The 22,863-nt window shown below is 72.9% G+C and carries 17 protein-coding genes; 8 read left to right on the forward strand and 9 right to left on the reverse strand.

The features are described 5' to 3' along the window. Positions 1-11: 11 nt before the first annotated feature. The 3 genes from MB828_RS31445 to MB828_RS31455 all read left to right on the forward strand — a co-directional run bounded on the left by MB828_RS31445 (position 12) and on the right by MB828_RS31455 (position 6,662). Positions 12-1,652 (forward strand): adenosine deaminase family protein, encoded by a 1,641-nt coding sequence (locus MB828_RS31445; protein ID WP_301651136.1) that lies wholly within the window; start codon positions 12-14, stop codon positions 1,650-1,652. 113 nt (positions 1,653-1,765) lie between these two features. Then, a complete protein-coding gene (locus tag MB828_RS31450) occupies positions 1,766-4,429 on the forward strand; it encodes a SpoIIE family protein phosphatase/ATP-binding protein (protein WP_301651137.1) in 2,664 nt (887 codons plus the stop codon). Positions 4,430-4,499: 70 nt separating this feature from the next. Beyond that, entirely contained in the window at positions 4,500-6,662 is a 2,163-nt protein-coding gene (locus MB828_RS31455) for a protein kinase domain-containing protein (protein WP_301651138.1), read from the forward strand. 27 nt (positions 6,663-6,689) lie between these two features. Here MB828_RS31455 and MB828_RS31460 read toward each other — a convergent pair whose 3' ends face one another. Beyond that, on the reverse strand, positions 6,690-7,739 hold the full coding sequence (locus tag MB828_RS31460) for a cation diffusion facilitator family transporter (protein WP_301651139.1): 1,050 nt from the start codon (positions 7,737-7,739) through the stop codon (positions 6,690-6,692). A 352-nt stretch (positions 7,740-8,091) separates the two neighbouring features. Here MB828_RS31460 and MB828_RS31465 point away from each other — a divergent pair, with 352 nt between their 5' ends. After that, positions 8,092-9,018, forward strand: coding sequence for a TolB family protein (locus MB828_RS31465; RefSeq protein ID WP_301651140.1), 927 nt, complete (start codon positions 8,092-8,094; stop codon positions 9,016-9,018). Here the strand turns inward: MB828_RS31465 and MB828_RS31470 are convergent. Continuing rightward, positions 9,006-9,593 (reverse strand): hypothetical protein, encoded by a 588-nt coding sequence (locus MB828_RS31470; RefSeq protein WP_301651141.1) that lies wholly within the window; start codon positions 9,591-9,593, stop codon positions 9,006-9,008. The two genes, MB828_RS31465 and MB828_RS31470, sit on opposite strands and share 13 nt — an antisense overlap. A gap of 158 nt (positions 9,594-9,751) precedes the next feature. Here MB828_RS31470 and MB828_RS31475 point away from each other — a divergent pair, with 158 nt between their 5' ends. Beyond that, the gene (locus tag MB828_RS31475) at positions 9,752-11,605 is read left to right on the forward strand and encodes a glycoside hydrolase family 15 protein (protein ID WP_301651142.1); all 1,854 of its coding nucleotides are present in this window, start codon (positions 9,752-9,754) and stop codon (positions 11,603-11,605) included. Here the strand turns inward: MB828_RS31475 and MB828_RS31480 are convergent. The 5 genes from MB828_RS31480 to MB828_RS31500 all read right to left on the reverse strand — a co-directional run bounded on the left by MB828_RS31480 (position 11,602) and on the right by MB828_RS31500 (position 17,777). Then, complete coding sequence (locus tag MB828_RS31480; RefSeq protein ID WP_301651143.1) at positions 11,602-12,636, reverse strand: cytochrome d ubiquinol oxidase subunit II; 1,035 nt, start codon at positions 12,634-12,636, stop codon at positions 11,602-11,604. The two genes, MB828_RS31475 and MB828_RS31480, sit on opposite strands and share 4 nt — an antisense overlap. After that, positions 12,633-14,078: a cytochrome ubiquinol oxidase subunit I gene (locus tag MB828_RS31485; protein WP_301651144.1), complete on the reverse strand. Its 1,446-nt coding sequence runs from the start codon at positions 14,076-14,078 to the stop codon at positions 12,633-12,635. The genes MB828_RS31480 and MB828_RS31485 overlap by 4 nt, the downstream gene beginning before the upstream one ends. Positions 14,079-14,114: 36 nt before the next feature. After that, entirely contained in the window at positions 14,115-14,954 is an 840-nt protein-coding gene (locus tag MB828_RS31490; protein WP_301651145.1) for an SDR family oxidoreductase, read from the reverse strand. Between the two features lie 164 nt (positions 14,955-15,118). Then, complete coding sequence (locus tag MB828_RS31495; RefSeq protein WP_301651146.1) at positions 15,119-16,699, reverse strand: GMC oxidoreductase; 1,581 nt, start codon at positions 16,697-16,699, stop codon at positions 15,119-15,121. Positions 16,700-16,814: 115 nt separating this feature from the next. Beyond that, entirely contained in the window at positions 16,815-17,777 is a 963-nt protein-coding gene (locus MB828_RS31500) for a cyclase family protein (RefSeq protein WP_301651147.1), read from the reverse strand. Between the two features lie 316 nt (positions 17,778-18,093). Here MB828_RS31500 and MB828_RS31505 point away from each other — a divergent pair, with 316 nt between their 5' ends. The 3 genes from MB828_RS31505 to MB828_RS31515 are packed head-to-tail and all read left to right on the forward strand — an operon-like array spanning position 18,094 to position 20,963. After that, positions 18,094-18,333 (forward strand): ferredoxin, encoded by a 240-nt coding sequence (locus MB828_RS31505; RefSeq protein ID WP_071659643.1) that lies wholly within the window; start codon positions 18,094-18,096, stop codon positions 18,331-18,333. After that, positions 18,330-19,724: an NAD(P)/FAD-dependent oxidoreductase gene (locus MB828_RS31510; protein WP_301651148.1), complete on the forward strand. Its 1,395-nt coding sequence runs from the start codon at positions 18,330-18,332 to the stop codon at positions 19,722-19,724. Before MB828_RS31505 ends, MB828_RS31510 begins: the two co-directional genes overlap by 4 nt. Before the next feature lie 18 nt (positions 19,725-19,742). Next, positions 19,743-20,963, forward strand: a complete 1,221-nt coding sequence (locus tag MB828_RS31515) for a cytochrome P450 (RefSeq protein ID WP_301651149.1) — start codon at positions 19,743-19,745, stop codon at positions 20,961-20,963. A gap of 15 nt (positions 20,964-20,978) precedes the next feature. On the opposite strand, the gene MB828_RS31520 is transcribed toward MB828_RS31515, so the two are convergent. Both MB828_RS31520 and MB828_RS31525 read right to left on the reverse strand, forming a co-directional pair. Next, a complete protein-coding gene (locus MB828_RS31520; protein ID WP_301651150.1) occupies positions 20,979-21,656 on the reverse strand; it encodes a GAP family protein in 678 nt (225 codons plus the stop codon). 186 nt (positions 21,657-21,842) lie between these two features. Continuing rightward, positions 21,843-22,862: an FUSC family protein gene (locus tag MB828_RS31525; protein WP_301651151.1), complete on the reverse strand. Its 1,020-nt coding sequence runs from the start codon at positions 22,860-22,862 to the stop codon at positions 21,843-21,845. Position 22,863 lies beyond the last annotated feature (1 nt).

Consider the following 22,863-nt stretch of genomic DNA (forward strand, 5'->3'; position numbering starts at 1 on the left):
ATCATCCTTGGGTGACGACCTACGACGGCCCCCGCGCCGCGCACCGCACCCGCCGCCCGGCGCTCGCCGCCGGCCTCGGCGCCCTGCTCTGTCTCGCGTCCCTGTCGGCGGCGCCGTCCGCGGCCGCGCGCACCGGGACCGTCCCCAGCCGGACCGCGCACCCGGGGGCCGCCCGCCCCGTGGCGCCCCGTCCGACGACCGCCGCCGAGGCGCGCACGGCCGCGTACCTGGCCTCGATCCGCAACGAGCCCCGGCTGCTGCGCGGGTTCTTCCGGCACCTGCCCAAGGGCGGCGACCTGCACAACCACCTCTCCGGTGCGGTCAGGACGGAGTACCTGATCGAGCTGGCCGGTGAGGACGGGCTGTGCGTGGACACGGCGACGCTGACCGCGGTCGTACCGCCGTGCGGTCCCGGGGCCCGGCCGGCCGCCGACGCCCGTACCGACCGCGCCTTCCACGACGCCATCGTCCGGGCCTGGTCGATGCAGGACTTCCCGGCCGGCCAGAGCGGGCACGACCACTTCTTCGACACGTTCAACAAGTTCGGCGAGGTGCCCTGGCGGCATCGCGGCAAGCTGCTCGCCCAGGTCGCCGACTCGGCCGCGGCGCAGAACCAGTTCTACCTGGAGACCATGGTCACCCCGGCCTCCGACGGCGCCCGGCAGCTGGCCGCCGAGGTCGGCTGGGACCCCGACCTGGCCGCGCTGCACGCCAAGCTCGTGGCCGGCGGCCGGCTCGACAAGGTGGTGGCCGACGCGCGCAAGGAGGCCGACGACGGCGACGCCGAGTTCCGTACCGCGGCCCGCTGCGGCACCAGCCGTCCGCGCCCCGGCTGCGCGCTGACCGTGCGCTGGATCTCCCAGGTCAACCGTGGCAGTTCACCGGAGCGGGTCTTCACACAGCTGGCGCTCGGCATGCGGCTGGCCGAACGCGACTCCCGGTTCGTCGCCGTCAACCTCGTGCAGCCCGAGGACTGGGACAGCTCGCTGGCCGGCTACAGCCTGCAGATGCGCATGGTGCAGTACCTGCGCACCGTCTATCCGAAGGCCCACGTCACCCTGCACGCGGGCGAGTTGACGCCCGGTCTGGTCAAGCCGGAGGACCTGGCGTTCCACATCGCCCAGGCCGTGGACATCGCCGGCGCGGACCGGATCGGGCACGGCGTCGACCTCGTCCACGAGGACCACTGGCAGCAGACCGCCCGCACGATGGCCGACCGCCAGACCGCCGTCGAGGTCCCCTTCACCAGCAACGCGCAGATCCTCGGCGTCCGCGGCGCCGACCACCCCTTCGACACCTACCGCGCCCACGGCGTCCCCGTCGTCCTGGCCACCGACGACCCCGGCGTCTCCCGCACCGACATCTCCCACGAATACCAGTACGCCGCCCAGACCTACGGCCTGACCTACCCCGAACTCAAGGACCTGGCCCGCGCCTCCCTCCAGTACGCCTTCCTCCCCGGCCCCGGCCTGTGGAGCGGCAACCCCACCCGCGACGGCTACCGCCCCGCCGCCGCCTGCGCCGGCCAACTCCCCGGCAGCGGACACGCCCCGGGCACCGCCTGCCGTCACCTGCTCGCCACCAGCCCCAAGGCAGCCGTCCAATGGCGGCAGGAAGCCGCCGGCGCGGCCTTCGAGAAGCTCTTCGCATAGCCCGCACGCCCCCTCGCCGAGGGTGCCCGAGGGGGCACGGAGGGCGTCCGTCGGTGAAGGCGTATCACCCGGGGGGTGATGTCGCCTTACCCCTTTAGTGTTATATGAGCCGTATGCACCAGCTGCTCCGGCGGCTGTGGTCCCGGCGTGGGACACGCAGCGTGGCCGGCCAGATGTTCCTCCTTCAGGTCGTGGTCGTCCTGGTTCTCGTGGCGGCGGCGGTCGTCGCCCTCCTGCTCCAGTCACGGAACGACGCCGAGCGCGAGGCCCAGCGGCGCACCCTCGCCGTGGCGGGCGCCGTCGCCTCGGACCCCTCGGTGCGGCAGGCGCTGACGAAAGCCCGCCCGAGCGCCCTGCTCCAGCGGCAGGCCGAGGAGACCCGCAGGCGCTCCGGGGTGGACTTCGTCGTCGTGATGAGCCCCTCGGGCGTCCGCTACACCCACCCGACCCCCGGCCGGATCGGGGAGCACTACATCGGGAGCATCACGGCGGCCCAGCACGGCGGCGTCGTCACCGAGACGACCGTCGGGACGCTGGGCCCCTCCGTGCGGACCGTGGTCCCCGTGACCGGCACGGGGGGCAGGGTCGTCGGGCTGGTGTCCGCGGGCATCACCGTCCACCAGGTGAGTCTCGCGGCCGGCCGGCAGATGCCGCTCGTCCTGGGGGCCGCGGGCCTGGTGCTGACGGCGGCCACCGGGGGGAGCGCCCTCATCGGCCGGCGTCTGAGCCATCAGACACACGGTCTCGGACCGCTCCAGATGACCCGCATGTACGAGCACCACGACGCCGTCCTGCACTCGGTGCGCGAAGGCGTCCTCATCGTGGATCCACGGGGCCGGCTGCTGCTGTCCAACGACGAGGCCAGGCGCCTGCTCGGGCTCGCGGCCGGCGTCGACGGCCGACCCGTCACGGACCTGGGCCTCGACCCGGGGGCCGAACAGCTCCTCCGGTCGGGCCGGGCCACCACGGACGAGGTGATCGAGGTCGGCGGCCGGCTGCTGGCCGTCAGCCAGCGCCCCACGCCGCCGCCCGGACCCGGCGGCTGGGTCGCGACGCTGCGGGACACCACAGAACTCAGCGCGCTGATGGGCCGGGTGGAGGTGGTCCAGGAACGGCTCGGGCTGCTGTACGAGGCCGGAATACGCATCGGCACCACCCTCGACGTGACCCGCACCGCCGAGGAACTGGCGGAGTTCGCCGTGCCCCGGTTCGCCGACTACGTCACCGTCGACCTGGCCGACGCCGTGCTGCGCGGCGAGGAACCCGATCCGCTGGGCGCGGCGGTGCTGCGCCGTGCCGCACTGCGCGGCATCCGGTCCGACGTGCCGTTCTACCGGCCCGGCGCGCTCATCCGCTTCGCCCCCGCCACCCCCCAGGCGACGGGTTTCGGTTCCGGCCGGATGGTGCTGGAGGCCGACCTCGCGACGTTCTCCGGCTGGCAGGCCCAGGACCCGGACCGCGCCCGCAGGCTGGTGGCACACGGCGTGCACTCCATGATCACCGCACCGCTGCGGGCCCGCGGAGCGATCCTCGGGGTGGCGACCTTCTGGCGTTCCAGGGAGCCGACCCCCTTCACCCACGAGGACGTGTCACTGGCGGAGGAACTGGTCGCCCGCGCCGCGGTGAGCATCGACAACGCGCGCCGCTTCACGCGGGAACGCACCATGGCGGTCACGCTGCAACGCAGCCTGCTGCCGCACGTCCTGCCGGAGCAGAACGCGGTCGACGTGGCGCACCGCTACCTGCCGGCCGAGGCCGGGCTCGGCGGTGTCGGCGGCGACTGGTTCGACGTCATCCCCCTGCCCGGAGCCCGGGTCGCCGTCGTGGTGGGCGACGTCGTGGGACACGGGCTGCACGCCGCCGCCACCATGGGCCAGCTGCGGACCGCCGTCCACAACCTGTCCACGCTCGACCTGCCGCCCGACGAACTCCTCTGGCACCTGGACGAGCTGGTCACCCGTATCGACCAGGACCGGGACCAGGACGGCGGGGCCCCCACGCTCACGGGCGCCACCTGCCTGTACGCGATCTACGACCCGGTCTCCCGGCGGTGCACGATGGCCAGGGCGGGGCACCTGGAACCCATCCTCGTGCACCCGGACGGCCACGCCCGCCTGCCCGGAGTGCCGGCCGGCCCGCCGCTGGGTCTCGGCGGGCTGCCGTACGAGATGACGGACGTGCTCCTGCCCGAAGGCAGCAGCATCGTGCTCTACACCGACGGCCTGGTCGAGGACCGCGACCGTGACATCGACGAGGGCATCGAACGCCTGCGCCGCGCCGTCGAGCCGGCGGGCCGCACCCCGGACCAGATGTGCCGGGCGGCGATGGACACCATGCTGACCGGACCGCCGCACGACGACGTGGCCCTGGTCGTCGCCCGTACCCGGCTGCTCGACGACAAGCACACCGCGTCCTGGGAGGTGCCGTCCGACCCGTCGGCGGTCGCCGGGGTCCGTGCGGCCGCCGCCGGCCTGCTGCGGGACTGGGGCCTGGAGGAGGAGGCGTTCACCCTGGAGCTGATCCTCAGCGAACTGGTCACCAACGCCATCCGGCACGCGACAGGACCCATCGGGGTACGCCTGATCCACGACCGCAGCCTGGTCTGCGAGGTCTCCGACGGCAGCAGCGTCTCTCCGCACCTGCGCCGGGCCACGACCATGGAGGAAGGCGGCCGCGGCCTGTTCCTGGTGGCCCAGTTCGCCGACAGCTGGGGGACCCGCTACACCTCCGCGGGAAAGGTCATCTGGACCGAACAGCGGCTCGCCACGCAACCCTGACCCGCCCCGGTACGGCAGCCCCTAGTCTGATCACCGTGAGGCAGGCAGGTGCTGGGAAGGATGTTCGGCGATGACGCCCCTGGGCAGCGGGGACCCGGAGTCCATAGGCGGGTACACCCTGCTCGGCCGGCTCGGGTCGGGCGGCATGGGGGTCGTCTACCTGGGCGTCTCCGCCTCGGGACGGCAGGTCGCGGTCAAACTCGTGCACGGGCCGTACGCGCAGGAGGAGGAGTTCCGGACGCGCTTCCGGCAGGAGATCGCGGCGGCGCGCAGGGTGAGCGGCGCCTTCACCGCGCCCGTCGTGGACGCCGACCCGGACGCCGAGCGGCCGTGGATGGCCACGCTGTACGTGCCGGCGCGCAACCTCGCCGAGGTCGTCGAGAAGGACGGTCCGCTGGGCGGGCGGGAACTGCGCGCGCTCGGGCTGGGCCTCACCGAGGCGCTGCGCGACATCCACCGGGCGGGGCTGGTGCACCGGGACCTCAAACCCGGCAACGTCCTGATGACCGAGGACGGACCGCGCGTCATCGACTTCGGCATATCCCGCGCCGCCGACCACCAGAGCCTCACCACGACCGGGCGGATGATCGGCACACCGCCCTTCATGTCACCGGAGCAACTGGCCTCTCCCCGGGACGTCACCCCGGCCTCCGACGTGTTCTCGCTAGGGTCGCTGCTGGTGTTCGCGGCCGTCGGCACGGGACCGTTCGACGCCGACAGCCCGTACATCACCGGCTACCAGGTGGTGTTCGGGACCCCGGACCTCGGCGGGGTGCCCGAGGCGCTCCTGGGCGTCGTCGAGCGCTGTCTGGACAAGGACCCGGCCGCGCGGCCGGAACTGGCGGACGTCCAGCGCATGCTCCAGGAACTGCCGGCCGCATGGCCCGCGCGACCCAGGCGTCAGACCGCCGCCCGGAGCCCGGCCACCGCCCTCACCTCCGCGCCCGCTGCCCCCTCCTCGGCCGGTACCGGCACCGGGACCGCCGGCACCGGCGGGCGACGCCGCACCCGGATGCTGCTCACCGGCCTCGGCGCGACCCTGGCCGTCGCGGCTCTGGGCATCGTCGGCATGGCGGCCTTCGCGTCCCGTCCCGGTACCGCCACCGCCTCCGGGACGGCCACCGCGTCCCCCGCCCGCGCCGCGGCGCTGCCCGACGGCTGGCGGCCCTGGCAGAGGCAGTTGCGGTACGGCACGAAGGGCATCCCCCTCGACTACCAGAGCCCCGGCTGCGTGACCGCGGGAACCGCCCTCTTCTGCGGCGGTACGGGCTTCACGGCCGCCCGCGTCGACGCCGCGTCCGGCCGCACCCTGTGGCGGGCCGGCACCCGCCCGGAGGGGGTACGGCCGATCGGCGTCCGCGACGGGCTGGTCTACGTGTACGAGGAACCGGACGACACGAGCAGACGCGTGGTGGCCCTGGACGCCGGCACCGGGAAGCGGCGCTGGCAACGTGACATCAGCACCTCCGAGGAGGCGGTCCTGTACGACGGCGGGCTGCTGACGCTGTCCGCCGACCACTCGGCGTTCGTGGCCTACGGGGCTTCCGGCGGACAGCTGTGGCAGGCGCCCGCGCCGGACGAGTACTGCACCCCGTCCGCGCCGGGCGGGGTCCCCTACGCCCTGTGCTCGAAGGGCACCGAGCCCGACCAGGCCCCCGTCGGCCTGATGCGGCTCGGCCCCGGCAGCCTGACCGGGACCGCGACCCTGCCCGAGAAGGCGCGGGCGCTCGGCGCCGTCGGCGGACAGCCCCTCTTCCTGGCCCCCCGGACGGCGAAGGACGTGTACGAATCCGGGTACGAACGGCCGTACGACGCGCTGCTGCGGGTGGCCCCGGAAACCGGGCAGGTCAGACGGATACCGCTGGCCCGTCCGCTGACCGGCGCGTCCACCCTGGTGGACGGTGTCGTCTACTTCGTCCGGTCCGACGGGGTGGTCACCGCGGTTTCGGCGGACAGCGGCAGAGAGCTCTGGCAGAAGGTGACGGACGTGGAGAGCCTGTCCGCGCCCGCGGTGTCCACGACGTACGGGCGGGTCTACTTCGCCAACCGCTTCGGCCGCCTGCTCGCGCTGGACAGCCGTACCGGAGCGGAGGTCTGGCGCACCTCCGCACTGGACGACCCCGGTGACAAGGCGCAGGGCGACCCCCCGACCGTGCTGCTCGTCGGGGACGCGATCGTGGCGACGGCCGGCGACACGGCCTTCTCCCGGAGCCCGGACGGCCCCGCCGACTGACCGGCCCGGCAGGGGGCGCCGGTGCCGTCAGTGTTCGTGCGGGCCGGGGCGGTGGACCGGGCCGTGGGCGTCGTCGCAGTGCTCCGCCGGTTCGGCCGGTGCCGTCGAGGGGGCGGTGATCTGGAGCAGTTCCGCGCCGTCCGCGTCCTCGCCCAGGTGGTCGACCTGGAGGGTGGCGTGGGTGATGCCGTGCCGGTCGCGCAGCAGGTGCTGGAGGGTGCGGCGGACGGCGTGGCAGTCGCCACCCGGTTCGACCAGGACGTGGGCGGACAGGGCGGGCTCCCCGGAGGTGATGGTCCACACGTGCAGGTCGTGGATCTCGACGACCTGGGACTGCCCGGCGAGCTGGTCGCCGATCGAGTCGGGGTCGAGACCGGCCGGGGCGGCCTCCAGGAAGATCCGGCCGGAGTCGCGGACCAGGCCGTAGCCGGCCTTGAACATCAGGGCGACCACGACGAGCGTGGCGATGGCGTCGGCGCGGGCGAAGCCGGTGAGGACGACGATCAGCGCGGCGATCGCGGTGCCGATGAAGGCGAACAGGTCGTTGAGGATGTGCTGGTAGGCGCCCTCGACGTTCAGGGAGCTCCGGTTGGCCCTGGAGATGCACCAGGTGGCGGCCACGTTGACGACGATGCCGGTGAGCGCGGTGGCCAGCATCAGGCCGCCCGCCACCTGGGGCGGGCTGATCAGCCGTCGTAGCGCCTCGTAGGCCAGCCAGGTCCCGAGCAGCAGCAGGGTGAGGCCGTTGGCCTGGGCGGAGAGGATCTCGGCGCGCTTGAGGCCGTAGGTGAAGCCGCCGCGGGCGGGGCGGGCGGACAGCCGCATCGCCACGAGGGCGAGCACGATGGACGCGGCGTCGGTGAGCATGTGCGCCGCGTCCGAGATCAGCGCCAGGGAGCTCGCGACGACACCGACGACGACCTCGGCGGCCATGAACACCGTGATCAGTGTGAGGGCGATGGCCAGCCAGCGGCGGTCGGCGTCCGCCGAGACACCGTGGGAGTGCCCGGCGTGCCCGCCCGCGCCGTGACCGTGCGCGTGGCCGGCATGTCCGTGCTCGTGCTCGTGAGCGCCCATGGCGTCCGCCTTCCCCCTCGTACCGGGTGTCAGGCTCGCAGTGAAACGCATGGCCACCGCTATCGCCAAAGGCTGCACCGGTGACCGTTGTCATCTCCGATAGTACGGCCCTGACCTGCGGTGTTCAGCTCAGCACGGACGCCGGGGTGTTCAGCTCAGCACGGACGCCGGCAGGTCCGTGCCCGGCGCGGTCACCACGCCACCGCCGCCGGATCCGGCGGCGGTTCTTACCGTCTTCTTGACCCGGGGTCACCCGCTATTGCACAGCTGTGACGGTGGCCGCACAGCACCGTCACCGGCCGCGGAAAGACTTCTCCCATCGCAGCGTCGACCACGTTCTGGGGGAACCCCGATGTCCGCTCGTCACCGCCGGAGCACCGCGGCCGTCACCACCGCGGCCGCCGCCGCCCTGCTCACCCTGTGCGGCACCGCCGCCACCGCGACGGCCGCCTCGTCCGCCCCGCGGGTCACCGTGCCCAGGGGACTCACCCTCAGCGACGGCACCCGCCACGTCTGGGTCAACGGGCGGTCGATCGACTTCGGCACCACCGTCCGTGACCTGGCCTGGAACCCCAGCGGCAGCAAGGCCGCCTTCGTCAACGGGCACGGGGACCTCGTCGTCTCCGACCCCGACGGCAGCCACCGCGTCACCGTCGCCGTCAACCCGGGCGGCCAGACCTGGTCCCACCCCACCTGGCAGGTGACCGCCGCCGACCGGGCGAACCGCATCCCCGCGAAGAACAACCTCATCTTCTCGGCCAGGATCCACGGTCACACCGTCCTGGAGAGCGTGAAGGCCACCGCCAGTCACGGCAGGCCGGCGAAGATCAGCCTGAACGGCGACCCGGGAGACGGCGCCGTCCCCCAGACCGACAACACCTGGCCGAACGTCGGCGGCGGCTACGGCACGGCCGTCTACGAGAACACCCGCGACGGCGAGGTCTACATCCGCGACGACTACCTGCGGCAGCAGGGCGGCGCGCTCACCAAGGGCTCCGAGCCCGACCTCGCCCCCGACGACGAGGAGGTCGTGTTCGTCCGCTCCGTCCACGGGCACGACCACCTCTTCGTCGACGACTTCGGCGGCTCCACCGCCACCGTCAAGGACGTCACACCCGGCACCACCACGGACTCCACCGAGCCCACCTGGTCGCCGAACGGCAGGACCATCGCCTTCCGCACCCCGGCCGGCACGTACACCATCACGAAGACCGCCCACGGCTTCGGCAGGCCCGTCAAGGTCACCGGGCACACCGGCCTGCCCGCCTACCGTGGCTGACCGCCACCCGACTGGCCGCCGGACCGGGCCAGTTCGGCCCGGAGCTCCGGCAGGTGCTGGTCGGCCGTGTCATGCGGCAGGTACTCGACCACGTCGAGGAAGCGGAACAGCACCCGGGTCCTGGTGACGGCGAACTCGTAGTCGCCGAAGCCCACCACGGCACCCAGCGCACCCCGGACGGCACCCCGGACGACATGAGCGGTCATGTCGTCCGGGGTCTTCGCCGTCAGCCCCCGCCGCGCGTTGGGGCGCGCCAGGTACGGGCAGACCATCGAGGCGTAGAGCATGCACGCGCGGTGCCCCGGAGCCTCCAGGGTGGCCGCCGTGTTGCGGTACGGCCGCCCGGCTGCGAGCGCGTCACGGATCGCGTCGCTCTCCGCGGCACCGACCACCCGCCACACCGGTCCTCTGGGCATCAGCGTGTCGCAGACCGAACAGAGCCGGCCGCGCGCGCACTCGGCGCTGCGCCCGTAGTCGGTGAGCGCGAACCGGGGTTCGTCGTCCTCCCACGGGGTGATGGCGGGCACCGGATAGCCACGGCTGTCGCGCGGCCGGGCCTCGACGGCCGCGGGCATGGGAACGGAATCGAATCGCACACCCCATGGTGGCCGTCGCGGCCCCCGCGAGTCGATCCCGGTGCGGGGCCCGGTCCGACGAGCCGGGGCAAAGGCCCCGGCATACCCTGATCGAGGGGGTGCGCTCGGGTGACTCGCACACCGGAAGGGGCACCCCGATGGACGACTACCCGCTCATCGAGAACCACGGACTGATCGGTGACCTGCAGACCGCCGCGCTGGTCACCACCGAGGGCGCGATCGACTGGTTCTGCGCCCCGCGGTTCGACTCGCCGAGTGTGTTCGGGGCGCTCCTCGACAAGGAGAACGGCGGCCACTGCACGGTCCGCCCGGCCCACCCCACGCATTCGACCAAGCAGCTGTACCTGCCCGACACCGCGGTCCTGGTGACCCGGTTCATGACCGAGGCCGGCGCCGGCGAGGTGGTCGACTTCATGCCGGTCACGGGTACGACGGCCACTCCCCGGCACCGGCTGGTCCGGCTGGTCCGCTGTGTGCGCGGCAGCATGACCTTCGACGTGGAGGTGGCCCCGCGGTTCGACTACGGGCTCATGAAACACGAGGTGCACATCACCCCGCACGGGGCGGTGTTCGCCGCGGAGGACGGTACGGAGCTCACCGTGCACCCCATCCGGGAACCGGACGACGAGCGGCTCTCGGAAATCCTGACCCACCGGGACGCCGACCTCCAGGTGTCGCTGACCCTGCGGGCCGGTGAGCAGCGCGGACTGGTCCTGGAGACGGGCGCCGACGGGCCGCCCAGGGAGATCCGCCGGGAGGAACACGAGCGGCTGTTCGCCGAGACGGTGGGGTTCTGGCGCTCCTGGCTGGCGCAGTCGACGTACACGGGGCGCTGGCGCGAGGTGGTGGAGCGGTCCGCGATCACGCTGAAGCTGATGACCTTCGCCCCCAGCGGCGCCGTGGTGGCCGCCCCGACGGCGGCCCTGCCGGAGCAACTGGGCGGCGAACGCAACTGGGACTACCGCTTCACCTGGATCCGGGACGCCTCGTTCTCCGTGTACGCCCTGCTGGGACTGGGTTTCACGGAGGAGGCCAGGGCGTTCATCATCTGGCTGGGCGACCGGGTCAAGGAGCGCGCCGGCGGACAGGGGAACACGGGTCCGCTGAACATCATGTACAAGGTCGACGGCTCCTCCGAGCTGAACGAGCGGATCCTCGACCACTGGGAGGGGTACGCGGGTTCCGCCCCGGTCCGGATCGGCAACGGCGCCGCCACCCAGCTCCAACTCGACATCTACGGCGAGGCGCTGGACAGCATCTACTTCGCGCACCAGCACGGCTTCACGGTCGGGCACGGGGGCTGGACGTCGCTGCGGACCGACCTGGAGTGGCTCGCCGACAACTGGGACCAGGCCGAGGAGGGCATCTGGGAGACCCGCGGCGGCCGCCAGGACTTCACGTACGGGCGGGTGATGTCGTGGGTGGCGTTCGACCGCGCGGTGCGGCTCGCCGAGGACTCGGGGTGGCCGTCCGGCGCCGACCGCTGGAAGGCCGAACGGGACACCGTCTACGAGCAGGTCATGGCCAAGGGCTGGAGCGAGGACCGGCAGGCCTTCGTCCAGCACTACGGCAGCGAGGTGCTGGACTCCTCGCTGCTGCGCATGGCGACGGTCGGGTTCCTCACCCCCGGGGACCCGATGTGGACCTCGACCCTGGACGCCATGGAGCAGGAACTGGTCAGCGACAGCCTGGTCTACCGGTACAACCCCAGTGCCTCGCCCGACGGCCTGCGCGGCTCCGAGGGCACCTTCTCGCTGTGCACGTTCATGTACGTCGACGCCCTGGCGCGCGCCGGCCGGACCAACCGGGCACGGCTGGTGTTCGAGAAGATGATGGGCTACGCCAACCACCTGGGCCTGTACTCGGAGGAGATCGACCCGACGGGCCGTCAGCTCGGCAACTTCCCCCAGGCGTTCACCCACCTCGCCCTCATCGACTCGGCCATCACCCTGGACGCGGCACTCGACAGGCGTCCGGGCGGCCGCCGCTAGTCACCGACGTCGCCGCGCCGCAGGTCGGCGTCCGTGAGGCCCTCCAGTTCGCCGTGGGTGTCCAGCCAGTACAGCAGGGCGACCGCGGGGACGACCAGGACCACGGCGACCAGGGTGACGAGCGCCAGCCAGCGCAGGGTAGTGGGGGCGCCCGCGCCCTCGGAGACGGTCAGCGAGGTCGGCACGAGGTACGGGCGCTGCGCCATGCCCCAGGCGATGACCGACGCGGCGACCGCACCGACCGCCGTGACCCGCGACCAGGCCCCCGAGGGGCGGCCCAGCAGCCCTCCGGTGGCGAGTGTGGCCAGCGCCGCCACGATCACGAAGAGCAGACCGACCCCGTGGGTGAGGCCGTGCCACACGTGGTGCGCGTCCCCGTGGGTGACGAACAGGGTGACGGCGGCGAGGACGGCGACGGCGGCGAGGGCGCCGAAGGCCCGCCGGCGGAAGTAGCGGTCCAGGTCGGGGGCGTCGAAACGGCGGGCGTCCGCGGCGAGGAAGACGGCGCCGAGCATCGCGGTGGCGGCGATGGCCAGCAGGCCGAACAGCAGCGAGGTGGGATTGGCCCAGGCGTCCGTGGCGGCCGTGGCCGTGGCGGTCACCCGGCCCGAGGCCACCCCGCCGGCGGCGGCACCGAGGAAGAACGGCGTCAGCAGCGAGGAGACCGCGAACACCGCCCCGTACAGGCGGCGCCCGGCCAGCCGCCGGACGGGCTTGCGCAGGGCGAAGCCGGCGCCGCGCAGCACGATGCCGACGGCGGCCAGTGCCAGCGGCAGCCACATGGTGACGAAGACCTGCTGGAAGAAGACGGGGAAGCCGGTCCACATGACGATCAGCACGAAGATCAGCCAGACGTTGTTGACCTCCCAGACCGGCTCCATCGCGTGGTCGATCAGCCACCGCGGCCGGCTGCCGCGCTCGGCGCCGCCCGCGGTCAGGTCCCAGAAACCGGCGCCGTAGTCGGTGCCGCCGCCGCAGGCGTAGGCGGCGATCACGAGCAGCAGGACGACGGCGACGACCCCGGCGATCACAGCCGGCTCCCGGCGGAGCGCGGCCCGTACGGCGTGCCCGTCTCCGGCGGTTCCGGCTGCGGGGTCCCCTCAGGCGGCCGCGGTCCGCCCCGCGCGTCGGCGAGCCGCCAGCGGGTGCGCATCTTCAGCAGGACCGCGAGGAACGACCCGAAGACGAGGACGTACACGACGACGACCACCGCGAACATGATCCACAGGCTGGTGGAGCGAGTCGCCGTCACCGCCTCGGCGACCCGCATGTTCTGGTAGACGATCCACGGCTGGCGGCCCACCTCGGTGGTGATCCAGCCGCATTCGACGGCGGCCACGGAGGCCACGCCCGCGCAGGCGGCGGCGCGGAAGAACCACGGCGAGACGGGCAGCCGGCGGCGCCGGAGCCACAGGACGCCGTACCAGAGGGCGAGCAGGAGCAGCAGGGAGCCGATGCCGACCATGGTGTCGAAGGCGAAGTGGGCGATGGTGGCCTGGGTGGCCGTCGGCCGGTCGCCGGACGGGACCGAGGTGAGTCCGGTGACCTGGGTGTCAGGGCGGAAGCCGGCCAGGACGGAGTCGAGCTGCGGGATCCTGATGCCGCCGGAGACGGTGCCGTCCGGATGCAGCCGGCCGAACAGGTACTCCGGCTGGTGCGTGGCGGTCTTCCAGACGATCTCCATGCCGGCGAACTTCACCGGCTGCTTGTGGAAGACCTGCCGGGCGATGGAGTCGCCGAGCACGAACTGCACCGGCGTGCACACCGCGGCGAGCGTGAAGGGGACCGTGAAGCCGAGCCGGTGGTAGCGGTCCCGGCGGCCGCGCAGCCACCCGGCGGCGTAGACACCGGCGACGACATAGCCCGCCGTCACGAACATGGCGAAGACGAAGTGCCAGTACTCCGGGCCGAACATGGGGGTGAAGACCGCCTGCCGGATCTGCACGTCGACCGGGTTGCCCGCGGAGTCGAGGGTGAAGCCCCGGGGGGTGTTCATCCACGAGTTGGCGGCCAGGATGCCGAACGCGCCGAGCAGGGCCACCAGCGGCAGGGGAAGCCCGAGCAGGAAGTGGGTCCCGGAGGGCAGCCTGCGCCAGCCGTAGAGGTAGACGGCGATGAGGACGGCCTCCAGGAAGAACGCCCATGCCTCGACACCGAAGCCGATGCCGAACACGTCGCCCCACCGGCCCATCATGCCGGGCCACAGCAGCCCGAACTCGAAGGACAGCACCGTGCCGGTGACCACGCCGATCGCGAACTGCACCGCCATCACGGCCGACCACCGCCGGGCGAGCAGCAGGGCGGTGGCGTCGCCGCGGCGCAGGCCGTAGCCGTGCATGACGAGCGTGATCAGCGGCAGCGCCACCCCCAGGGGCACCAGGATGATGTGGGCGGCCAGGGTGAAGGCCATCATGGATCTGGCCGGCAGGGTCTGCGCCGGTACGTCCGCCAGCAGCAGGGCCGTGGTGTGCATGTGTCGTCTCTCCGGGGCCGGCGCAGATGGAGTGGGTCAGCCGCCGGTGGCGAAGCCGGGGAAGAGGGTCATGCCGCCGTCGACGTACAGGGTGGCGCCGACGACGTAGTCCATGAGGTCGGAGGCGAGGGCGACGGCCGCGTAGCCGATGTCCTCGGGGTCGCCGACCCGGCCGTAGGGGATCAGCTTCAGCAGGTCCTGCTCGGCCTGGGGGGTGTCCCAGGCGTCGCGGTTGATGGGGGTCCTGATGGCCCCGGGCGCGATCGCGTTCACCCGGATCTTCTTCGGGGCGAGCTCCTGCGCCAGGGTCTCCATCATCATCTGCACGCCGCCCTTGGAGGAGGCGTAGTTGACGTGCCCGGCCCACGGGATGATCTGGTGCACCGAACTCATGCAGATGATCTTCCCGGCCGCCCGTGACACCTCGGGCACGACACCGCGCCGCAGGAACTCCTTGGTCGCCTCGCGGGCGCACAGGAACTGCCCGGTGAGGTTGACGTCCAGGACCTTCTGCCACTGGGCCAGGGTCATCTCGGTGAACGGGGCGTCCCGCTGGAGCCCGGCGTTGGCGACCAGGATGTCGATCGTGCCGAACTCCTCGACCATCCGGGCCGTCATGGCGACGACCTGCTGCTCGTCGGAGACGTCCGCCTGGTAGGCGGCCGCCTTCACCCCGAAGCCGGTGATCTCCTCGACCACCTTCTCGGCCTCGTCGCCGCCGGCCACGTAGTTGACCACGACATCGGCGCCGGCCCGGCCCAGGGCGACGGCCGTAGCCCTGCCGATGCCGGAGTTCGCGCCGGTCACGAGCGCCTTCTGGCCCTTCAGCAGGTGTGCGGGGACCACGCTCGCGGGCGCCCCCTCGGTGGAACTCACGATGTTCTGCTCCTCCACTGCGTTCCCGCCTCCGCCGGGCCGTCGCCCGCAGATCCGGGCCTCAGGGAAACACCGGGAAGGGACGGCGGCACGTGGCGGCGGACCGCGTTGCGCTGCCCGGCGGAGAATGTTCGCCCGGTCGGGGGCCGGGTGCCCGCGCGGGCTCAGCCCAGTCGCTCCAGCAGGTGCTCGCCCACCCGGAGGGCGTTCGCGATGGCCGTCAGGGACGGGTTCACCGCGCCGATGCTCGGGAAGAAGCTCGTGTCGACGACGTAGAGGTTGTCCAGGTCATGGGCCTTGCAGTGGACGTCCAGGGCGGAGGACGCAGGGTCGGTGCCGAAGCGCACCGTGCCCGCCTGGTGCGCGGTGGCGCCGATCGGCATTCCCTTGTGCAGGTAGATGCTGTGGGACAGCAGCTGGTGCTCGTGCATGCCCAGATGGCCGAGCAGGTGCTGGAGCTTGTGCCGCAGCCGCTTCAGGCCCGCGATGTTGTTGCCCTCGTCGAGGGTGAGGCGGATCTGCCCGTCGTCCTCCAGGGTCACCCGGTTGCCGGGCAGCGGCAGGTCCTCGCCGCACAACCAGAAGTCGACGGCGTGGTGGGCCAGCACCTCGAACGGCATGTCCGGCATGACCGCCCCGGCCCAGCGCGGGGCCTCGCCGTGGATCTGCTCGGCGTCCGACTTGCCGAGCATCTGGATCCCGCCGAGCGGGTACTCCCAGTCGTCCGCGCCCAGGTACCAGTCGTGCAGGGCGAGCGTCTTCTGGAAGCGGGTGTCGTTGGGCTCCTCCGAAACGGCCATCAGCGCCAGGTTGTTGTGACGCATGTAGTGCCGGCCGACCACGTCGGAGCTGTTCGCCAGGCCGTGCGGGTGCCGGTCGTTCGCCGAAGCCAGCAGCAGGGCGGCCGAGTTGACGGCACCGCAGGCCACCACCACGACGTCGGCGGAGAACCGGGCCTCCCGCTCGCCCGGGAGTTCGGCGACCACGGAGGTGACGCTGCGCCCGGTGGGGTCGGTCTCCAGCCGGGTCACCCGGGCGTCGGTGACCAGGTCCACGTTCGGGTGCTCCAGGGCCGGTTCCACACAGATCACCTGGGCGTCGGACTTGGCGCGCACCAGGCAGGGGAAGCCGTCCACGCGGTCGCAGCGGATGCAGACGCTGGAGCGGGCCGCCCGGCCGTCCTCGTCCTGGGTGAGGTTCACCCCGATCGGCAGGTGGAAGGGGTGCAGCCCCTGCTTCTCCAGGTCCATGCTCAACTGCTCGATGCGCGGCTCGTGTTCGACCGGCGGATACGCGTACTGCGCGCTGCACGGCCCTTCCCAGGGGTCCTCGCCGTGCCGGCCGTGCACCAGGTAGAGGTGCTCGGCCTGGGTGTAGTACGGCTCCAGGTCGTCGTAACCGATGGGCCAGGCCGGGGAGACGCCGTCGTGGTGGCGGAGTTCGCCGAAGTCCTCGGGGCGCAGCCGGAACAGGGCCGCGCCGTAGAACTTGGTGTTCCCGCCGACGTAGTAGTTCACCTCGGGCGGGAACTCCTTGCCGTGCCGGTCCAGCCAGAACTCCGGGGCCCGGTACTTGGCCTTCACGAACACGGCGGTGGAGTCCCAGTTGTCGCGTTCGCGGGGCAGGTAGCCGCCGCGTTCGAGGACGAGCACCCGTTTGCCGGACGGCGCCAGACGGTGAGCCAGGGTGCCGCCGCCGGCACCGGTACCGATGACGATCACGTCGTACGGGGGCAGGGCGTCCATGGCAACCACCGTCCTTGCTCGCCTGGTCCGCGGCCGGCGCGGCTCTCCCTTCCTCCGAACGTACGCGCCGTACCGGGGGCGCGGCACCCGGAGCGGGGCCGCGCCCCCGGGGTCGTCACATGACGGCGACCGGGTTCACCGGTGAGCCGGTCGCCGCCGGGAGCCTGAGCGGGGCGACGACGCACAGGAAGTGCCAGCGCCCCTGCTCCTCGCAGACCGGTACCAGTTCCTCGAAGTCCAGCCAGTCCAGCAGGTGCAGCCCCATGGCGTTGACGGCCAGCACGTGCACGGGGAACCCGACCCCGGCGACCGGGCTGGGCGCGGCGTCGCTGTTGCCGTCCGAGCCCAGCGCCGCCACGCCCCGCTCGGCGAGGAAGTTCATCGCCGTCGGATGCAGGCCCGCCCGGTCCCGTGTCACGTCCCAGGGGCCGAGGGTGCGGCGCCGCAGGCGGTGGCCCACCCGCACGAACAGCAGGTCACCCGGTCCGACCGTGGTCTGCTGGGCGGCCTCGGCGGCGGCCAGGTCCCCGGCGGTCACCTGGTCGCCGGGCTCCAGCCAGCGCACCCCGCGCAGCCGCGGGACGTCCAGCAGGACACCACGGCCGACGAGGCCGTCCCGCACCAGGTCGAGCGAGAGCGCTCCGGCACCGTCCGGGGTCAGCGTGCTCGACGGGACCCCGCCGTACAGTTCGCCGTCGAAGATCACGTGGCAGAGCGCGTCGAGGTGGCTGTCGACGTCGTTGTGCACGTTCATGGCGAACCGGTCGCGGGCGAACACGAGCCCGGGGGCGCCGGCCTCGTCGTGGGTGGGAGCGATCATCCGGTGGGTGGCGGGCTGCGAACTGTCCTGGGCGGTGCGGGTCTCGACGGACGCGGCCAGCGACACGGTGCGCCCGCACCGGACTTCGGCTGCCGCCGCGACGACGTGCTCCGGTGTCAGCCGGTCCAGGGCGCCCCGAGGTCCCGCGCCGCCGTCCCGGGCCCGGCTCCGCAGCCGGCGGTACAGGTCGCGGAAGGCCGCTTCGGTCAGGGTCCGCCCGGTCGCGGGCGGCGAGGGTACGGGCGGGTCCGGGGCCACCGGGACACCTCCTGCTCCGGTCGGTGCGTCGACGTTCCTCCCGACACCGAACCACCGGGACGGCCGCACCACACGCCGGGCGGGGGCGCACTGCGCCGATCGGCGGAACGCCGGACGCGGTGCCCCGGAGTGCGGGTGAACGGCGCGCGGAATAGCCTGAACGCGAGGAATGCCAGCAGGTGCGGGCGGGTCCGGCCGCCCCCGGTCGCGTTGAGCGCGATGCCCCGTTTCTTCCTGCGGAGACCCACGACGCGCCCCGTCACCACCGGGGTGCCGGCTTCCGGGTCCGCAGCTTGCAGACCCCGCGGAGGTCGGGATGCGAGTCGTCGTTGATCTTTCCCGATGTGAAGGGTACGCGCAGTGCGCGTTCCTGGCTCCGGACGCGTTCCGAATGCACGGTGAGGAGGCCCTGATGTACGACCCGAACCCCGACGACGCCCAGCGCGAGCGGGTGTTGCGCGCCGCGGCGGCCTGCCCGGTGCAGGCGATCCTGGTCGACCGGCTGGAGGGACGGCCGGCGGGGCGGGACGTACCGGTGGCGGCGTCGACGTCATGACCAGCGCCGACAGCCTGCGTGCGTTCAAGCGCGACGGCCGGATCGTGGTCGTCGGGGCGTCCCTGGCGGGGTTGCGGGCCGCGGAGTGCCTGCGTGACGAGGGGTTCACCGGGTCGCTGACGATGATCGGCGACGAGCTGGGTGAGCCGTACGACCGGCCGCCGTTGTCGAAACAGGTGCTGACGGGGTGGGTGCCCGCCGACGGCACCAGGTTGCCGCGGCGTCGTGACGTCGACGCGGAGTGGCTGCTGGGAGTGCCGGCGAGCGGGCTGGATCTGGCCGGCAACCGGGTGTGGCTCGCCGACGGCCGCGAGGTGCCCTTCGACCGGGTGCTGATCGCCACCGGGGTGCGGGCCCGGCCGTGGTTCGTCGAGTCGGAGGCCGCGCTGGACGGGGTGTTCGTGGTGCGGACCCGCGAGCACGCCGAGGGCCTGCGACGGGCGCTCGCCGCGGGGCCGTCCCGGGTGCTGGTCATCGGGGCCGGGTTCACCGGTTCCGAGATCGCCTCCGTCTGCCGGGAGCGGGACATCCCGGTGACCGTCGCCGAACTCGCGCCGTATCCGCTGGTGGGGGCGCTGGGCGCGCTGGTCGGCGAGGTGGCGGCCGACCTCCAGCGCGCGCACGGCGTGGACCTGCGGTGCGGGGTCAAGGTCACCCGGCTGGAGGGCGACGCGCAGGGCCGCCTGCGCCGGGCGCACTTCGACGACGGCAGCACCGTCGACGCCGATGTCGCGGTGGTGGCACTCGGCGGCATCCGCAACACCGAGTGGCTCCAGGGCTCCGGCCTCGCGGCCGGTGTCTGGGGCATCGCCTGCGACACGGGCTGCCGTGCCATGGACCTCAACGGCACGATCACCGACGACGTCTTCGTCGCCGGGGACGTGGCGCGCTGTCCGAACCCGGTCTACGAGTACCGGCTCATCTCGCTGGAGCACTGGGCCAACGCGGTCGAGCAGGCCGAGGTCGCCGCCCACAACATGGTCCACGGCCAGGCGGACCGCTGGCCCCACCTGTCCGTCCCGCTGTTCTGGTCGATCCAGTTCGGCGTCAACATCAAGTCCGTCGGCGTGCCGACCTTCGCCGACGAGGTGGTCGTCACCCAGGGCTCGGTCCCCGACCACCGGTTCGTCGCCGCGTACGGCTACCGGGGCCGCGTCACCGCCGCCGTGAGCTTCAACAACGCGAAGTGGCTGGACCACTACCGGCGTCTCGTCGAGACGGCCGCGCCCTTCCCGCCGCCCTGTCCCACGCCGGACCAGCCCGTCGACATGAAACCGGTGCCCGTCGACTTCCCCGGCCCCACCCTGCTCGCCCAGGGCGCCACCGTGGTCGTCACCGGACACGACCCCGGCGAGCGACGCGTCACGGCCGCGTACCAGCACCACCGGTAGCGGGGAGAGGAGAGCGAGATGACCACGATCCAGAGGCCGGACACGCTGCACCGGATCCTCGACTACGCCTCCCGGGCCGACCCGTACCCGCTCTACGCCGAGCTGCGGCGGACGCCGGTGGCCCGTCAGGAGGACGGCAGTTACGTCGTCAGCACGTACCGCGAACTCGCCGACCTGCTGCACAACCCGCATGTCAGCTCCGACGTCCGCAACCTGGCGCATCCGATGCCCTCCATGGACGCCGACGCCACACCGGCGTTCATCAACATGGATCCGCCCGAGCACGACCGGCTGCGGCGGATGGCGATGCGGCACTTCGGGCCCCCGCACACCCCGGGCCTGGTGGACGGCCTGGACCCGCTTCTGACCGCGACCGTCGTCGGACTGATCGACGACTGCGCGGGCAAGGAACGGATCGACGTCGTCGACGACCTCGCCTACCCGTTCCCGGTCACGGTGATCTGCCGTCTGCTCGGCGTGCCGCGCGAGGACGAGCCGAAGTTCCGCGGGTGGGTGAACGACCTCATCAACTCGATCGACTACAACCCCGCCGTCGACCCGAAGGAGAAACTGGAGAAGGGCCTCCAGGCCCGCCGGGACCTGCGCGAGTTCCTCGGCGGGCTGGTGGCGGAGCGTCACGGCCGCCCCACCGACGACCTGTTGTCCAAGCTGGCCAACGACGACGGACCGGACGGCCGGATGACCGACGACGAGATCGTCGCCACCGCCAACCTGCTGCTGATCGCCGGCCACGAGACGACGGTCAACCTGATCACCAACGGGATGCTGACGCTGCTGCGGTACCCGGAGGTGCTGCGGCGGCTGCGCGACGAACCGGAGCTGGCCGTGCCGCTGGTCGAGGAACTGCTGCGCTACGAGCCCCCGGTGCACATCATTCCCTGGCGGGCGGCGTACAGCGAGGTCACCGTCGCCGACACCGTCATCCCCAGGGGCTCGCAGATCATGCTGATGCTGGCCTCCGGCAGCCGTGACCCGGACCGGTTCCGCGATCCCGACCGGTTCGACCCCGACCGGCGGGACAACCAGCACCTCGGTTTCGGCAGCGGCATCCACCTGTGCTTCGGCGGTCCGCTGGCCCGCCGGGAGGCCCAGATCGCCCTGACCGAGCTGGTACGACGGCTGGACCACCCCGGCCTGGTCGCCGACCCGCCGCCGTACCGGCGCAGCCCTGTCCTCCGGGGCCCGATCCATCTGGACGTCGAGCAGAACGGGGGGTAGGGAGCCCGGGGTCGCTCAGCCGGTGAGGATGCTGATGCCGTCGCCGAGGAGCTTGAGCCCGAGCACGAAGAACAGGACGGCCAGGACGGCCACGTTGTGCCGTGCGGCCCACTCCCGCCAGTTGGCGAGGATGCCCTTGGCGCGTTCGCCCATGACCAGGTAGAGGGCGAGCGGGGCGAGCACGCCGAGGGACGCGATGACCACGAAGACGGCGAGGGTGCCGATCTGTTCGGGCACGGAGATCCCGGCGGAGCTGATCGAGGCGGCGGCGGCGATGGTCAGGGGGGCGTTCTTGAGGTTGCCCGCCGAGAGCAGCAGGCCCAGGCCGAGGATCTTGGCGGGGGAGAAGTGGTCGATCGCCGCCATCCACTTGGGGAGCCTGGCCTGAGACGGGTCCTTGGGGCGGCGCCGCCACTGCACGGCGCCGAAGAGGGCGAGGAGCGCGCCCAGCACGAGTTTGAGGACCCCCACCCAGGTGGCCGGGTTCTTGTGCGCCGAGGCGCCGCCGGTCCCGCCGACCAGCAGCATGACCGCGCCGAGCGCCGCGAGCCCCAGCACCCACCCGAGGGCGAACAGCACCCCGCCCAGGCGCCCCCGCGGGGTGGCCAGGACGAGGATGATCGCCACGATCGGCAGCGGGCTGACCGCGACACCCGCGGCCAGCCCCAGCACATCCCCGACGGCGTGTCCCACGGCGGCCTCCGACGGCGAGAGAGACAGACGAACGTAAGGCCGGCAGCCGGCGCGCCCAGGGCGCCGGCCCGTTCCTCCCCGCCATCGTGGGCGCCGCCGCCCCCACCGGCCACCGCCCGCCTACGAACGGGTGACGGCCTGCGGCGGACGGCGCCGACGACGGCCGCCACGCGTCCTCGTCCGGGCTCAGCGCGGGGAGTCGCAGAGGTCGAGGATCCTGGTGAACGGGCGGCGGAGGACCACCGCCAGGGGCCGGGTGTCCTCCCGCGCGTACCGGGCCAGCGCGGCGCGGGCGGCGGTGGCGTCCGGGCGGGGGTCCCGTCCGGCGAGGACGGCCTCCAAGGCCCGGCCGGTGGCCTCGGCGGCCGGGAGGAGGCGGGTCCTGGCCAGGGCGAGGGCGGGGGAGGGGCCGTCGCGCACCGAGAAGAACTCGGCCTCCGCGGCCAGCGACAGCAGATGCGGTGCCGCCCGTACGGCGCGGTCGACGCGGCCGCCCAGCTCGGTCACCTCGGCGCGGTGGCGGCGCCGCAGCGGATTGAACCGCAGGGCCGACTCCGCCTCCCGTGCCCGCTGCCCGCGAGCGCGCAGCCGGTCGGCCGTCGCCTGCGCCGCCGCTCGGTTCGCGCGCGCCGCGTCCGGCGACCCGATGGCCCGCGTACCGCTCACGAGGCCTTCCGCCAGTTCGGCCGAGCACTCCCGCGCCAGCGTCGCCGCCTCCCGGCGCGGGTCCCGCGGCCAGAGCACCGGACCGAGGACGGCGGTGACCGCGCCGCCCAGCGCGTTCTCCCACAGCCGGGCGACGCCGTACGAGTCCGGCGAGGGGTTGGCGAAGACCAGCAGCGAGGTCACCGCGACCTGCACGTTCAGGGTCGTCCCGGAGCTGATGACGGTCCCGCACAGCAAAGCCACCCCCAGCACGACGGCGAGGACGGCGGTGGACGGCCGGAAGAGGGAGACGACGGCGACGCCCAGGGCCACGCCGGCCAGCACGCCGAGGATCCGCAGCAGCAGTGCCGTCAGGGAGGCCGCGGCGTCGCCGCGCAGGCACAGCACCGGGACGATGGCGGCGAACACGGGTGGCTGGTCGGCGCCCGCCCACAGCGCGGTCTGCCAGCAGATCACCGCGATCACCAGGATCCGGGCCGCCGTCGGCCCCTGCACCCGGAGCCTGCGGCCCACCTGCGTCCACGGGGGTAGGCCCGTCACC

The organism is Streptomyces arenae, from assembly GCF_022343545.1.
Lineage (GTDB): Bacteria > Actinomycetota > Actinomycetes > Streptomycetales > Streptomycetaceae > Streptomyces > Streptomyces humi.

What these genes read in the sequence shown, in the direction of transcription:
- MB828_RS31450 (WP_301651137.1), top strand. Translation starts at nt 1,766, where the DNA reads ATGCACCAGCTGCTCCGGCGGCTGTGGTCCCGGCGTGGGACACGCAGC.
- MB828_RS31455 (WP_301651138.1), top strand. Translation starts at nt 4,500, where the DNA reads ATGACGCCCCTGGGCAGCGGGGACCCGGAGTCCATAGGCGGGTACACC.
- MB828_RS31460 (WP_301651139.1), bottom strand. Translation starts at nt 7,739, where the DNA reads ATGGGCGCTCACGAGCACGAGCACGGACATGCCGGCCACGCGCACGGT.
- MB828_RS31465 (WP_301651140.1), top strand. Translation starts at nt 8,092, where the DNA reads ATGTCCGCTCGTCACCGCCGGAGCACCGCGGCCGTCACCACCGCGGCC.
- MB828_RS31470 (WP_301651141.1), bottom strand. Translation starts at nt 9,593, where the DNA reads ATGCCCGCGGCCGTCGAGGCCCGGCCGCGCGACAGCCGTGGCTATCCG.
- MB828_RS31475 (WP_301651142.1), top strand. Translation starts at nt 9,752, where the DNA reads ATGGACGACTACCCGCTCATCGAGAACCACGGACTGATCGGTGACCTG.
- MB828_RS31485 (WP_301651144.1), bottom strand. Translation starts at nt 14,078, where the DNA reads ATGCACACCACGGCCCTGCTGCTGGCGGACGTACCGGCGCAGACCCTG.
- MB828_RS31495 (WP_301651146.1), bottom strand. Translation starts at nt 16,699, where the DNA reads ATGGACGCCCTGCCCCCGTACGACGTGATCGTCATCGGTACCGGTGCC.
- MB828_RS31505 (WP_071659643.1), top strand. Translation starts at nt 18,094, where the DNA reads ATGCGAGTCGTCGTTGATCTTTCCCGATGTGAAGGGTACGCGCAGTGC.
- MB828_RS31510 (WP_301651148.1), top strand. Translation starts at nt 18,330, where the DNA reads ATGACCAGCGCCGACAGCCTGCGTGCGTTCAAGCGCGACGGCCGGATC.
- MB828_RS31515 (WP_301651149.1), top strand. Translation starts at nt 19,743, where the DNA reads ATGACCACGATCCAGAGGCCGGACACGCTGCACCGGATCCTCGACTAC.